This is a genomic window from Sporosarcina sp. G11-34 (genome assembly GCF_026931025.1).
The window spans coordinates 1-12,675 of the sequence record NZ_JAHNZW010000022.1; the positions used below are offsets into that span (position 1 = coordinate 1).

Below are 12,675 nucleotides of genomic sequence, written 5' to 3' on the forward strand. Positions count from 1 at the left end.
CTTGCCAAGGTCGGGGTCGCGGGTTCGAATCCCGTCTTCCGCTCCATTTATTTGCCGGGGTGGCGGAACTGGCAGACGCACAGGACTTAAAATCCTGCGGTAGGTGACTACCGTACCGGTTCGATTCCGGTTCTCGGTACCATTTTTTACATGTACAAATATAAGCGCCCGTAGTTCAATTGGATAGAGCACTTGACTACGAATCAAGAAGTTGTAGGTTCGACTCCTGCCGGGCGCACCATTTTTTTGAAAAACATTATAATTCTCGGGAAATAGCTCAGCTTGGTAGAGCACTTGGTTTGGGACCAAGGGGTCGCAGGTTCGAATCCTGTTTTCCCGACCATTAAGTTTTTTAAGCTGGTATTTCGCTTAAACAAACATCTAATACCCTATTAAGGGGCCTTAGCTCAGCTGGGAGAGCGCCTGCCTTGCACGCAGGAGGTCAGCGGTTCGATCCCGCTAGGCTCCACCATTAGTTTTGTTTTAAAAGTATTTTTTATATCTTGGCGGCGTAGCTCAGCTGGCTAGAGCGTCCGGTTCATACCCGTAAGGTCGGGGGTTCGACTCCCTCTGCCGCCATCTTCAAAGGACCTTTAGCTCAGTTGGTCAGAGCAGACGGCTCATAACCGTCCGGTCGCAGGTTCGAGTCCTGCAAGGTCCACCATTTCTTTTGAAGTTTCTGGAGGAATACCCAAGCCTGGCTGAAGGGATCGGTCTTGAAAACCGACAGGGGTGTCAAAACCCGCGGGGGTTCGAATCCCTCTTCCTCCTCCATTATTTTTTTAAAACACGAACTTCGTGTTTTAAAGAAACATTCTATTACTTAGGTTTAGATGGAAAATGTAATTAAAGTAATGTTTATAAAGTTAACTATACTATTATCGCGGGGTGGAGCAGTGGTAGCTCGTCGGGCTCATAATCCGAAGGTCACAGGTTCAAATCCTGTCCCCGCAACCAATTTTAAACGTTAGTAAGTCTTACATAGTATTATTTATACCGTTTATCAAAATAAGTAAATTTAATACACATAGTAACTATTATAATAATATTGTCGCGGGGTGGAGCAGTGGTAGCTCGTCGGGCTCATAATCCGAAGGTCACAGGTTCAAATCCTGTCCCCGCAACCAAAAAGGTCCCGTGGTGTAGCGGTTAACATGCCTGCCTGTCACGCAGGAGATCGCGGGTTCGATTCCCGTCGGGACCGCCATTTTAAAGAAGTGATATATTTATTGGCTCAGTAGCTCAGTCGGTAGAGCAAAGGACTGAAAATCCTTGTGTCGGCGGTTCGATTCCGTCCTGAGCCACCATTTTTATGCGAGTGTAGTTTAATGGTCAAACCTCAGCCTTCCAAGCTGATGATGAGGGTTCGATTCCCTTCACTCGCTCCAATTTTAGGGCCTATAGCTCAGCTGGTTAGAGCGCACGCCTGATAAGCGTGAGGTCGGTGGTTCGAGTCCACTTAGGCCCACTATTCCGCAGTAGCTCAGTGGTAGAGCAATCGGCTGTTAACCGATCGGTCGTAGGTTCGAATCCTACCTGCGGAGCCATATTATGGGGAAGTACTCAAGCGGCTCAAGAGGTGCCCCTGCTAAGGGCATAGATCGCGTAAGCGGTGCGAGGGTTCGAATCCCTCCTTCTCCGCCATAATTTTGGCCCCTTGGTCAAGCGGTTAAGACACCGCCCTTTCACGGCGGTATCACGGGTTCGAATCCCGTAGGGGTCATTAAAGGATTTTCGATGAATTTGTCGAAAAGACCTATCCACAGAGGTTTATCAACACGAACTTTGTGTTGAAAATAGCTATCCATAAAGGTCTATCTGGTATACTTACCGGATAGACCTTTTCTGTATCTCTTATCAAAAATTAGTTTTAATAGTAAAGTAATTACCGTGAAGTATCAATAAAAAACTGTTTCATTTACTGGGTTTTATACAGTAAGTGAAACAGTTTTTTTATTGTTCATTATATTACTAATGGGTTAAGACTCGTTTGGAATATCAGTAATGCTGTTTCCAACGATTTTATCAATATATGAAGTGTCGTCATCATTTTTATCTGAATAAGTTGGATTTTCGCTATCTGTAAAGTCGGATGGGCTGTCAGATGTACCGAACTCTGCGACCTCTTTGAAACTGTTCTCATAATCAAGGGCTCGGCCATCCATCGTACTTTCAAAGGGATTCTTCACTGAGTTTACTGTTGCGTCTTCCTTAACAGATTGTTCTTCTTCTTTGGCGTGTTCGATACATAAGGTCGTATATGGGACAGCTTCCAGTCGTTCGAAAGAGATGTCTTGTTTGCATACTTTACACTTGCCGTAAGTCCCTTCTTCCATTGCCGCTAAAGCGTCATTAACCTTTCCGAGTTCGGATTCAGCATGCTCATGTAGTGCCAAATCCTTTTCTCTGTCAAACAGTGCGGTTCCCATATCTGCGGGATGGTTATCGTACATTGAAAGCTCACCAGATGTTTCCTTAATTCCCTTTTTTGGATAGGTTTCATCCTCAAGTGTCTTTGATTGATCTTTCATTTCAAGTAATGCTTCCTTTAAAGTAGATTTCTGCATGTCATTTATCATATAAATACACATCCATTTCATATTTAAATGTAGTATGGTCATCTTCGTTCAATTAATCAAAAAATATTTATGTATGAAAAAAACTGTCTAATATCCTGAGTGAAGCCAGGAGATTAGACAGTTTTTATTTTTATTAAAACAGATGTCCAATAAGGATACCGATTCCCAATAATAAACCGAACAATGTGTTTGTGATTGCGGTATCTTTCATTGCGGGGGCGACTTGTAATGGTTGAAGATTATTTCTGAATATAGCTATTGCAGCCATTGGTTTTGGAATACTTAAGAAAATGAGTAAAGCCCATGGTGAAAGGCTTGTAAAAATGACGAGTGCGATAATCCAGCCGTATGAAATGATGAAGAACGACATCAGGATAGTAATTGCACTCGGACGTCCTGTAAGAATCGCCAGGGTCTTTCTACCGCTCTTCTTATCGCCTTCAAGGTCGCGGATGTTGTTAGCCATCATAATTGCAGCGACAAGGAGCATACTAGGTACTGAGAGCATGACAGCCTCGGTGGTAACCGTTCCAGTCTGAATATAAAAGGCGATTAGGATAAGGAACATCCCCATAACAACACCGGATACTAATTCCCCGAATGGCGTGTAAGCAATTGGATATGGTCCACCTGTATAGAAGTAGCCAATAAGCATTGAAACGACACCAACTAAAGCAAGTAACCAGGAAGTTTCCATACATATGTATATTCCGATAAGAACTGAAATTCCGTATAAAAGAAAAGCGAGATTTAAGACGGTTTTTGGTTTGACACCATTACGTACAATAGCTCCGCCAATACCAACGGACTTTTCAGTATCGAGTCCTCTTTTAAAATCATAATACTCATTAAACATATTCGTGGCCATTTGGATAAAAATACTGGCAGTGAGCATGGCAAAGAATAAAGGGAAGTGTATTTTGCCATATGTTAAGGCAATCATGGTACCGAGAAAAACAGGCGCGAAAGCAGCTGTTAACGTATGAGGTCTTGTGAGTTGCCACCAAATTCGCCAACCAGTATCGGCTTTTATAGTTTGTTGCAATCGTATTCTCTCCTTATTATTTAGTTAACCTTATTTATTATACTCCAAAAAGTAGGTTCTGGGTATGCTCCTTGCTTATTAAGTATGAGGTGGTGTGATAGAATAGAGGTATGAGATTTTATTATGATCGTATAAAGAGGGATGAAAATGAATCGAAAAATTACAACTACCCGTCATATACCAACTAACGAAGGGGTAAATGATTTACGATTTTTTACGGAAACTATAGAAGTTGGTCGAATTTCGCCACTTGCATTTTTAGAAGCTGGAAATACTTATTATAAGGATCAACATTTTTATTGGCAAAATGCTAATCAAACACTGACACTCGTCGGAATTGGACATGCAGCGGTGTTAACGAGCGAAGGTAACAAAGACCGCTTTTTAGATATTTCAACACAATGGAACGAATTGCGAGCTGCATTAATTAAGGAAAAGAGAGACCGTGCACCTGTACTCTTTGGTGGCTTTTCATTTGATCCGAAAAGTGTGAAGGATTCTGAGTGGGACGCATTTCCCTCGGCTTATTTCTTCGTACCTTCATTTCAATTAACAAGTGAAGGGGGACAAACTTACATATCGATTAACCTAATCAATACAAGCGGGGATGCCACAGAGGAATTTGAACAACTTCGTGAGGAAAGAGATCGACTAATTCATATTGCACAAGTGAATGAATTCGAACCGTCTGTAAAACCAACTGTGGATTCATTAGTCGAAATTGCGAAGCCCCAGTATGTAGAAGCTGTTGAAAATGTGACAACACAAATTAAAAACGGGGATGCAGATAAAGTAGTGATAGCGCGTTCCGTGAAAATGAACTTTAAAGAAGAAGTTTCTAGTGTTGCAGCACTTCATCATATTTCCAATGAACAACAAGAAAGTTATCATTTCGGGTTGCAAAAAGATGGTCAGCTATTTTTCGGTGCAACACCGGAACGACTCATTGAAATATCTAATGGACGAGCGTATTCAGCGTGTGTCGCAGGATCGATTGAGCGGGGTAAAACGGCTGTAGAAGACCGTGAACTAGGAACAGAGCTATTGACTGATATTAAAAACCTAGCAGAGCATGATTACGTCGTTAAGATGATTTCCGAAGTATTTAATGATTATTGTACGCATGTGACGATGCCAAGCGAACCAAAATTAATGAAAATCCGTGACATTCAGCATTTATTTACTCCTATTGAAGGAAATATTGAACAGCAAACGGATATATTTAGTTTGGTTGCTGCGCTACATCCAACGCCAGCACTTGGCGGAGTTCCGACGAATAAATCTATGGAAATCATTCGAGAGCAGGAACAAATGGACCGTGGCTATTACGCCGCACCCATTGGTTGGACAGATACTGAAGGGAACGGAGAGTTTGCGGTTGCGATACGGTCTGCCTTACTCGATGGGGATCAAGCCTATCTGTATGCAGGTGGAGGTATTGTAGCGGATTCGCAGGCAGAAAAAGAATATGAAGAAACTTGGGTGAAATTTAGACCGGTATTACGTGCGCTTGGAGGAAAGTTGAATGGCTAATAAACAATATCTAACAGATTATGTGCGACGTATGACAGGCTCACTAATGAATGCAGGTGTTAAGAAGGTTGTTATTAGCCCGGGATCACGTTCGACCCCACTTGCTTATTCATTTGCATCTACAAAGGAACTCGACGTGTATATGCAAGTTGACGAACGTTCAGCGGGCTATTTTGCGCTAGGATTAGCCAAAGCATCCAGCGAACCAGTTGTTCTTCTTTGTACATCTGGAACTGCTGCATCGAATTACTTTCCCGCGGTAACAGAAGCACATTATGCTCGTATTCCATTAATTGTTATAACGGCTGACAGACCTCATGAATTAAGGGAAGTCGGCGCACCGCAAGCGATTGATCAAATTCAGCTTTATGGAAATCATGTGAAATATAGTGTCGATTTCCCGCTTGCAGAAGATAACAGGGATGTTGAGGATTACATTGAACGCCAAACACAGAGAGCTGTGTCGGTCGCTTTGACGGCTCCAGTCGGGCCAATCCATTTGAACGTACCTTTTAGAGAGCCACTTCTTATAGATTTCGATTTGGCGGTTCCAACGAGGACGTTCAAAAAGCATTTTAAGTCGACTAGCACATTGGATGAATCGACGGCAAAATTCCTGACAGATATCGTGAAAGATACCGAAAAAGGCTTTATTATCGCTGGAGAATTACCAGTAGGCGTAAATAACGAGTCATTTTGGAAGTTTGCCGAAGCGTTGCAGTGGCCTGTTTTATGCGATTCACTGTCCAATCTTCGTTCTCAGGTACCCGAGCAATGTTTACCGCTTTGTATTGACCGTTACGACGCACTCTTGAAAAGTGAACGCTTTGCAGAAAGTGTAGTTCCAGATACCGTTATTCGTTTTGGGGCACAACCTGTATCTAAACCGTTGTCTCTTTATCTGAGAAGGGTGAGACCGGGAACAGTAATCGCTATTGACGAGTCGCCAGAATTTCGAGATCCACTTGGTGTCGTTACTCATCATATTCAATCCCCTGTAGAAGCAATTCTGGAGCTAGTTGTGGATAAAGAACAAACTCCTTACGCAATAAAATGGATTGAAGCTAATGATGTGGCGTCTGAAGTAACTGAAGAAATTACTAAGGTAGCTGGAGACGAGGGCGCCTATGCGCAAATGTTATTCCGTCACTTACCAGATGGTTCTGACATAATTAGCGGGAGCAGCATGCCGATTCGTGATGTAGATACATATTTTGGGAGTACGGCCAAAGATATTACGATATTTGCGAACCGTGGAACGAACGGGATTGATGGTGTTGTGTCCACTGCTTTTGGAATTCAAGCAGCGCGGCAACGACCTACTTGGTTGTTAATTGGTGATTTATCATTTCTCCATGACGTCAATGGGCTGCTCATCTCAAGATTTCATGACACGGATTTAACGATTGTCATCATGAACAATGACGGCGGGGGAATATTTTCCTATCTTCCACAAGCTGAATCAGGTCCACATTTCGAGGAACTCTTTGGTACGCCGACAGGGTTAACATTTGAACATATTTCGGCCATGTACGGCGCGCAGTATAAAGCGATTGAAACATTAGAAGATTTTGAAGTAGAGCTGGCAAAAGAGAAAGTGCAACATGTACGGATTATCGAAGTGTTTACGGATCGAACTGTGAATGTCAAAGCTCACCGAGCGCTGTGGAATGAAATTGTGAAAAGACTCGACGCGAATGAATGAAAAGATCATTCAAGTACGGGGACAAGGGATACATGTAAGAAGTAGTGGTAGCAATTCGTTGCCGGTTATTGTTTTTTTGCATGGCTTTACGGGAAGTACAGCGACTTGGCTGGGTCTCGTTGATATGCTTGAAGGAGAATATAAGACCGTTACTGTCGATTTAACAGGACACGGGAAAACGACTGTACCGAATGAGCCAAGTAGATATTCAATGGCAGAACAAATTACTGATCTCGAGGCTTTGTTTGATAAGCTACAACTAACAAGCTTCACACTTGTCGGCTACTCAATGGGCGGGCGAATTGCGCTAGCTTATACGTATCGCTATCCAACCCGTGTGACGTCGCTGATACTAGAAAGTTCATCCCCAGGAATTAAGGATGAATCAGAAAGACTTGAACGACAAATAGCGGATAATAAACTTTCAGATAGAATTAGACGAGAGGGAATACCACTTTTTGTTGAGTTTTGGGAAAATATCGCTCTGTTTAATTCTCAAAAGAGGTTATCTGCAGAAGTCCAAAGCGCTGTTCGAGAAGAGCGATTGAGTCAAAATGTCACGGGCCTTGCAAATAGCTTGATTGGTATTGGTACTGGAACTCAGCCATCTTATTGGGATAAGCTTCAGACGATAAATATACCAATTTTACTAATTACCGGGGAAATCGACACGAAGTTCGTTAATATTGCCCAGGAAATGATGAAATATTTACCTTTGGCGAAACATCGGACGATAAAAGATACGGGTCATGCAATACATGTGGAAAAACCGACTTTATTTGCTACAATGGTAAAGGAGCATGTTACACAGGTACTTAATTTGAGGAGGTAATTTAATGACACGTCAATGGGAAACCTTACGTACATACGAGGACATTAAATATGAACAGTTTAGCGGGATTGCTAAAATTACGATTAACCGCCCGGAAGTGCGCAACGCATTCCGTCCGAAAACAGTTACAGAATTAATCGATGCATTTTCACGTGCACGAGATGATGTAAATATCGGTGTTATTGTTCTTACAGGTGAAGGCGAAAAAGCATTCTGTTCAGGTGGAGACCAAAGCGTTCGCGGACACGGTGGATATGTTGGAGACGATGAAATTCCACGTCTTAACGTACTCGATCTACAACGACTTATTCGTGTGATTCCGAAACCAGTTGTTGCAATGGTAGCAGGTTTTGCAATCGGCGGCGGACATGTTCTTCATGTTGTTTGTGATTTAACAATTGCTGCGGATAACGCTGTATTTGGACAAACTGGACCAAAAGTTGGTTCATTCGACGCTGGATATGGTTCAGGATATCTTGCACGTATAATTGGTCACAAAAAAGCGCGTGAAATTTGGTTCCTATGCCGCCAATACAACGCACAAGAAGCGTTGGATATGGGCCTAGTGAATACAGTTGTACCTTACGAGCAATTGGAAGACGAAACGGTCCAATGGTGTGAAGAGATGCTCTCTATGAGCCCGACAGCACTTCGCTTCGTTAAGGCAGCTATGAACGCTGATACAGATGGTCTTGCTGGACTGCAACAATTGGCTGGCGATGCGACACTTCTATACTACACAACGGATGAAGCGAAAGAAGGCCGCGATGCATTTAAAGAAAAACGCAAACCGGACTTTGGTCAATTCCCACGTTTTCCGTAAATTTATCTTACAAAAAGCTGCCTATAAAAGGGCAGCTTTTTCTGAATGAAAGGTGAGTTAATTGATACCAAACTGGCTTGTACAACGCGCATATTTAACGCCTGAAAAAATTGCCTTAACATTTAAAGAAGAGCAGTGGACATTTCAACAGCTAGTGGGGGAAGCGAAATTGCTTGCTCAAAAGTTACATACAAACGGCTTGGTTAGTGGGAATCGTATAGCGCTGCTTGGTCCGTCCAATGAAAAGATGGTCTTTATCATTCATGCGTGTATGCTTCTCGGGGTAGAAGTGGTCATGTTGAATAGCCGTTTGACGGAGAAAGAACTCAAGTGGCAAATTGAGGATTCGGATGCGGTTGCCGTCATCGTATCAGATGATTTGGCAGGACTTATAAAAGAGTCATCTATTCGTAAACTCACTTTTTCGTCAATTGGAGAAAGTGAGGAAAAGTCGTTTGACGTTGAAGATACGTGGGAACTGGATCAGACGATAACGATTATGTACACATCAGGGACAACGGGTTTTCCAAAAGGTGTTCGGCAAACCGCAAATAATCATACGTCGAGTGCGCTGTCTTCAGTCTTGAATTTAGGTCTTGATGAAAATGATGTTTGGCTGTGCACAATGCCGTTGTTTCATATAAGTGGGTTTTCAATTCTTGTGCGGTCGGTGATCTACGGGATGGAAGTACGGCTTTATGATAAGTTTGATGCAGTGAAAGTCACAAATGACATTCAAAACGGTGCAGTAACGCGTATATCAGTCGTATCTGTTACTTTGGACAATATCCTACGTGAATTTGAACAGAATGGAACGGTTGCTCATCCGTCATTTAAAACGATGTTAGCTGGTGGTGGTCCAGTTCCGATTGATTACTTGGAACGGGCAAGTCGATGTAAACTACCCGTTCTCCAAACATATGGCATGACTGAAACAAGTTCGCAAACCGCGACTCTGTCTGCAGCAGATGCAATGCGGAAAATAGGCTCTGCGGGAAAACCGTTATTTTTTAATCAAATAAAAATTAATGGAGCACAACAGCCAAACGAAAACGGAGAAGTCTATATTCGTGGGCCACACGTTACATCAGGATATATTGGACGATTCTCTGACCAAAATCCACTTGTGGACGACTGGCTTCCAACGGGTGATATCGGTTATTTCGACGACGAAGGCTATTTGTATATCGTCGATCGGCGTTCAGATTTGATTATTTCAGGCGGAGAAAATATTTATCCTGCTGAAATTGAAAATGTGCTTGCTGCGCATCCTCATATACGTGAAGTAGGTGTTTGTGGTAAGGATAGTGCACTATGGGGGAGCGTTCCCATTGCGTTTGTTGTTGCGTCTGAACAGGTAAGAGTAGAGGACTTGAGGTTGTATTGTGAAGAGCGGTTGGCGCGTTATAAAGTGCCGGCAGAATTCCGTATTGTAAACAAGTTGCCACGCAATGCCTCAAATAAGTTATTACGTCGGGAGTTGAGGGAATGGGCGGATTTATCATAAAAGATATTCGTTTGCACCGCGTTGCTGTTCCACTGAGGAAGCCATTTTCAACCCATCTCCAAACGGTAGTTGAAAGGGAAAGTATTTTCGTTGAACTGATTGATGAAGACGGCGTAATTGGCCTGGGGGAATGTGTTGCGTTCACTTCACCTTGGTATACAGAAGAAACGGTCCAAACGTGTTGGGATGCGCTCGTTAACTGGCTAATCCCAGCTGTGCTTAATAAAACGGTTAGCCATCCATCAAAGCTAAGTGGATTGTTTTCACATGTAAAAGGAAACCGTATGGCGAAAGCATGTCTTGATCAAGCCGCGTGGGATTTATATGCACGGAAAAAAGAAATGCCGTTGTGGGAACTGCTTGGCGGGACAAAAAAACAAATTGACGCGGGCGTTGTATTGACAGGCGGCGTAGATCAAGAACTATTCAATGCCGTTCAGACTGCACAAGTAGCCGGTTATAAACGCGTAAAGTTGAAGATTGACGAGCATATGAAACCAATGAAATTAAAAAAATTAGTGGACGCTTTTTCCGAAATGCTCTTTTTTGCAGATGGCAATGGGATATTCACTCGATTAGGACTAAATGCGTTATTGGAATTTGACCAGGTTGGCTTATCGTTAATCGAACAACCTTTTAAGGAAGATGACTGGAATCATCACATCGAGGCATCTCGCTTGATGAGTACGCCAATTGCGCTTGATGAAAGCATTCGTTCAGTTTGGGATGCGGAGCATCTGGCAAGTAGTGGAGCCGGTTCAATTATCGTCTTGAAACCAGGGCGTGTCGGAGGAACAACCGAGTCGTTAAGAATTGTCGACGTTGCTGTGAAGTATGATTTGCCAATTTGGATTGGTGGAATGATTGAATTCGGTGTGTCGAAGGCACATAACTTGGCGCTGGCTTCGATTTCACAACTGTCGTTACCAGGCGATTTTAGTGCATCGAACCACTTCTGGTATGAAGAGCCAGTGGAGCCGGCTGTCGTTATTGAAAGTGGCGGCATACAACTTTCAAAACTTCCTGGAATTGGTGTGAATTTAAACGAAGAAGTCTTGAGAAAGTATACAATAGAGCGTTATAAAGGAAAAAGTTGAAAGAGCTGTCCGATTAACTCAGGACAGCTCTTGCTTATTTTCCGCTCAGCGCTTTCTCAAGCGTGCGAATATTATATTCCATTAAAGAAAAATAATCTTCTTCATTTTTAATGTCTTCAGTGGTTAGAACACCAAGGTTATGAAGCATGAGTGATTCCGCTCCCACTTCTTTTTGCACAACGCCCGTAATTTTTGACGTGACATTTTGTTCGAACAGTATATATTTCACATCATTTTTCTTCGCTTCTTCAACTAGGGACGCAAGTTGTTTCTGTGAAGGTTCGCTTTGTGAATTCATACCAGCGATTGCGATTTGCTCAAGTCCGTAAGTATCGGCAATATAACCAAAGGCTGCATGTGAAACGAAAAATGTTTTTGTCGGTGCATTTTCAGCCATGTCTATAAATTTACGGTCAAGATCGAGTAAGTCATCGCGTAATTCTTCGAAGTTTTTCTCGAAATCAGCTTTTTTGTCGGGTGCTGCTTCGATAAGTGCTTCTTTAATAGAATAGGCAAGTGCATCACTCAACACTGGAGATATCCAGACATGGGGATCCAACGTACTGTGGTGATTTTCTTCTTCATCCTCGTGATCCTCGTGGTCATGGTCATGATCATGTCCAGCGCCAAGCATATCTTCGGTTATCGCATCGGCCGTCGCAATCATTTTCACATGTTCGTTCTTCATTGTTTTTTCTGCATTTTCTACAAAACCTTCAAGTCCAAGTCCAATATAGAAAAATAAGTCGGAATCTGCAAGACTAATCATATCTTTTTGCGTAGGATCAAAGGTATGTTCGTCGGCACCAGGTGGATAGATTGTTTGTACATCGACAGCGTCCCCGCCAATACGTTCTGTAAAGTACTGAAGTGGATAGACAGTTGTAAAAATAGATAACCGATCTTCAGCAGTCGGCTCATTTTTTGATTCTTTGTCGCTACAAGCGGAAAGTAGTAAAATTATTATTAATGATAAAGTAAGAAGTAGCTTCTTATTCATAGGGAGATTCGCTCCTGTTCCTAAACAGTAATGATTACGGTTTAACTTAATTTCTTTTTTATCATACAAGACTGAAGAAAAATAAGCAACTATATAATTTGTATTAAATAATAAAGTTAAATTAGTAAAATTTAGACTTCTCTTTCTAATTGCACTAAATTGGTTGGTGTCTTATTTGATTCACGAAAAAAAAAAGGTCCAGCGCTAAAGCTGAACCGGGTTTAAAATACAATTAAAAGGTCATTCTTTTTTATCAGGAACGGGATCGAATCCACCTTCATGAAAAGGATGACATTTTGAAATGCGACGAACCGCTAGCCATGAACCCTTTGCGGCTCCGTGTGTTTCAATTGCTTCCAGGCCATAATGCGAACATGTGGGATAAAACCGACATGATGGTGGTGTTAACGGTGAAATTACTTTTTGATATATTTTTATTATCGATTTTAGTATTGTTTTCATTTGAGTTCTCCCTAATAAATACTGGTTGATGTTTAGTATATTGGTTTTAGTGGTAAATTAATAGTAGGACGATTCTATAAAAAATTAAGGAG

Annotated in this window: 10 protein-coding genes and 16 tRNA genes; 22 read left to right on the forward strand and 4 right to left on the reverse strand. The window is 42.2% G+C overall.

Translation table 11 applies throughout. The features are described 5' to 3' along the window. Positions 1-53 precede the first annotated feature (53 nt). From KSU66_RS19850 to KSU66_RS19925, 16 genes are all read left to right on the forward strand, one after another. Positions 54-142, forward strand: a tRNA-Leu gene (locus KSU66_RS19850). Between the two features lie 22 nt (positions 143-164). Beyond that, a tRNA-Arg gene (locus KSU66_RS19855) sits at positions 165-241 on the forward strand. Positions 242-266: 25 nt separating this feature from the next. After that, positions 267-343: transfer RNA gene (locus KSU66_RS19860), tRNA-Pro, on the forward strand. 53 nt (positions 344-396) lie between these two features. Further along, positions 397-472 (forward strand) — tRNA-Ala (locus KSU66_RS19865). A 33-nt stretch (positions 473-505) separates the two neighbouring features. Beyond that, positions 506-579: transfer RNA gene (locus tag KSU66_RS19870), tRNA-Met, on the forward strand. 8 nt (positions 580-587) lie between these two features. Beyond that, a tRNA-Ile gene (locus tag KSU66_RS19875) sits at positions 588-664 on the forward strand. A 17-nt stretch (positions 665-681) separates the two neighbouring features. Next, positions 682-774 (forward strand) — tRNA-Ser (locus KSU66_RS19880). 108 nt (positions 775-882) lie between these two features. After that, positions 883-957, forward strand: a tRNA-Met gene (locus KSU66_RS19885). Positions 958-1,052: 95 nt separating this feature from the next. Continuing rightward, positions 1,053-1,127, forward strand: a tRNA-Met gene (locus KSU66_RS19890). 4 nt (positions 1,128-1,131) lie between these two features. After that, positions 1,132-1,207 (forward strand) — tRNA-Asp (locus tag KSU66_RS19895). Positions 1,208-1,231: 24 nt separating this feature from the next. After that, positions 1,232-1,307 (forward strand) — tRNA-Phe (locus tag KSU66_RS19900). 7 nt (positions 1,308-1,314) lie between these two features. Further along, a tRNA-Gly gene (locus tag KSU66_RS19905) sits at positions 1,315-1,388 on the forward strand. Positions 1,389-1,394: 6 nt separating this feature from the next. Beyond that, a tRNA-Ile gene (locus KSU66_RS19910) sits at positions 1,395-1,468 on the forward strand. 4 nt (positions 1,469-1,472) lie between these two features. After that, positions 1,473-1,547 (forward strand) — tRNA-Asn (locus KSU66_RS19915). 6 nt (positions 1,548-1,553) lie between these two features. Continuing rightward, a tRNA-Ser gene (locus KSU66_RS19920) sits at positions 1,554-1,644 on the forward strand. A 7-nt stretch (positions 1,645-1,651) separates the two neighbouring features. After that, positions 1,652-1,723, forward strand: a tRNA-Glu gene (locus KSU66_RS19925). Positions 1,724-1,979: 256 nt separating this feature from the next. On the opposite strand, the gene KSU66_RS19930 is transcribed toward KSU66_RS19925, so the two are convergent. Both KSU66_RS19930 and KSU66_RS19935 read right to left on the reverse strand, forming a co-directional pair. Further along, complete coding sequence (locus KSU66_RS19930) at positions 1,980-2,567, reverse strand: TraR/DksA C4-type zinc finger protein (protein WP_269053200.1); 588 nt, start codon at positions 2,565-2,567, stop codon at positions 1,980-1,982. Positions 2,568-2,712: 145 nt separating this feature from the next. Further along, complete coding sequence (locus tag KSU66_RS19935; RefSeq protein WP_269053201.1) at positions 2,713-3,624, reverse strand: 1,4-dihydroxy-2-naphthoate polyprenyltransferase; 912 nt, start codon at positions 3,622-3,624, stop codon at positions 2,713-2,715. Between the two features lie 147 nt (positions 3,625-3,771). On the opposite strand from KSU66_RS19935, the gene KSU66_RS19940 reads away from it, so the two are divergent. The 6 genes from KSU66_RS19940 to menC all read left to right on the forward strand — a co-directional run bounded on the left by KSU66_RS19940 (position 3,772) and on the right by menC (position 11,121). Next, entirely contained in the window at positions 3,772-5,157 is a 1,386-nt protein-coding gene (locus KSU66_RS19940; protein ID WP_269053202.1) for an isochorismate synthase, read from the forward strand. Next, positions 5,150-6,862, forward strand: a complete 1,713-nt coding sequence (gene menD, locus KSU66_RS19945; RefSeq protein WP_269053203.1) for a 2-succinyl-5-enolpyruvyl-6-hydroxy-3-cyclohexene-1-carboxylic-acid synthase — start codon at positions 5,150-5,152, stop codon at positions 6,860-6,862. The genes KSU66_RS19940 and menD overlap by 8 nt, the downstream gene beginning before the upstream one ends. Beyond that, on the forward strand, positions 6,855-7,694 hold the full coding sequence (gene menH, locus KSU66_RS19950) for a 2-succinyl-6-hydroxy-2,4-cyclohexadiene-1-carboxylate synthase (protein WP_269053204.1): 840 nt from the start codon (positions 6,855-6,857) through the stop codon (positions 7,692-7,694). The genes menD and menH overlap by 8 nt, the downstream gene beginning before the upstream one ends. A 4-nt stretch (positions 7,695-7,698) precedes the next feature. Next, positions 7,699-8,517, forward strand: coding sequence for a 1,4-dihydroxy-2-naphthoyl-CoA synthase (gene menB / locus KSU66_RS19955; protein WP_269053205.1), 819 nt, complete (start codon positions 7,699-7,701; stop codon positions 8,515-8,517). 61 nt (positions 8,518-8,578) lie between these two features. Continuing rightward, the gene (locus KSU66_RS19960) at positions 8,579-10,024 is read left to right on the forward strand and encodes an o-succinylbenzoate--CoA ligase (protein WP_269053206.1); all 1,446 of its coding nucleotides are present in this window, start codon (positions 8,579-8,581) and stop codon (positions 10,022-10,024) included. After that, positions 10,006-11,121, forward strand: a complete 1,116-nt coding sequence (gene menC / locus KSU66_RS19965) for an o-succinylbenzoate synthase (protein ID WP_269053207.1) — start codon at positions 10,006-10,008, stop codon at positions 11,119-11,121. Before KSU66_RS19960 ends, menC begins: the two co-directional genes overlap by 19 nt. Before the next feature lie 34 nt (positions 11,122-11,155). On the opposite strand, the gene KSU66_RS19970 is transcribed toward menC, so the two are convergent. Both KSU66_RS19970 and yidD read right to left on the reverse strand, forming a co-directional pair. Beyond that, positions 11,156-12,121, reverse strand: a complete 966-nt coding sequence (locus tag KSU66_RS19970) for a metal ABC transporter solute-binding protein, Zn/Mn family (protein WP_269053208.1) — start codon at positions 12,119-12,121, stop codon at positions 11,156-11,158. A 240-nt stretch (positions 12,122-12,361) separates the two neighbouring features. Then, positions 12,362-12,583 carry a membrane protein insertion efficiency factor YidD gene (gene yidD, locus KSU66_RS19975; RefSeq protein WP_269053209.1) on the reverse strand — a complete coding sequence of 74 codons (222 nt, stop codon included), beginning with the start codon at positions 12,581-12,583 and terminating at the stop codon, positions 12,362-12,364. Between the last annotated feature and the right edge of the window lie 92 nt (positions 12,584-12,675).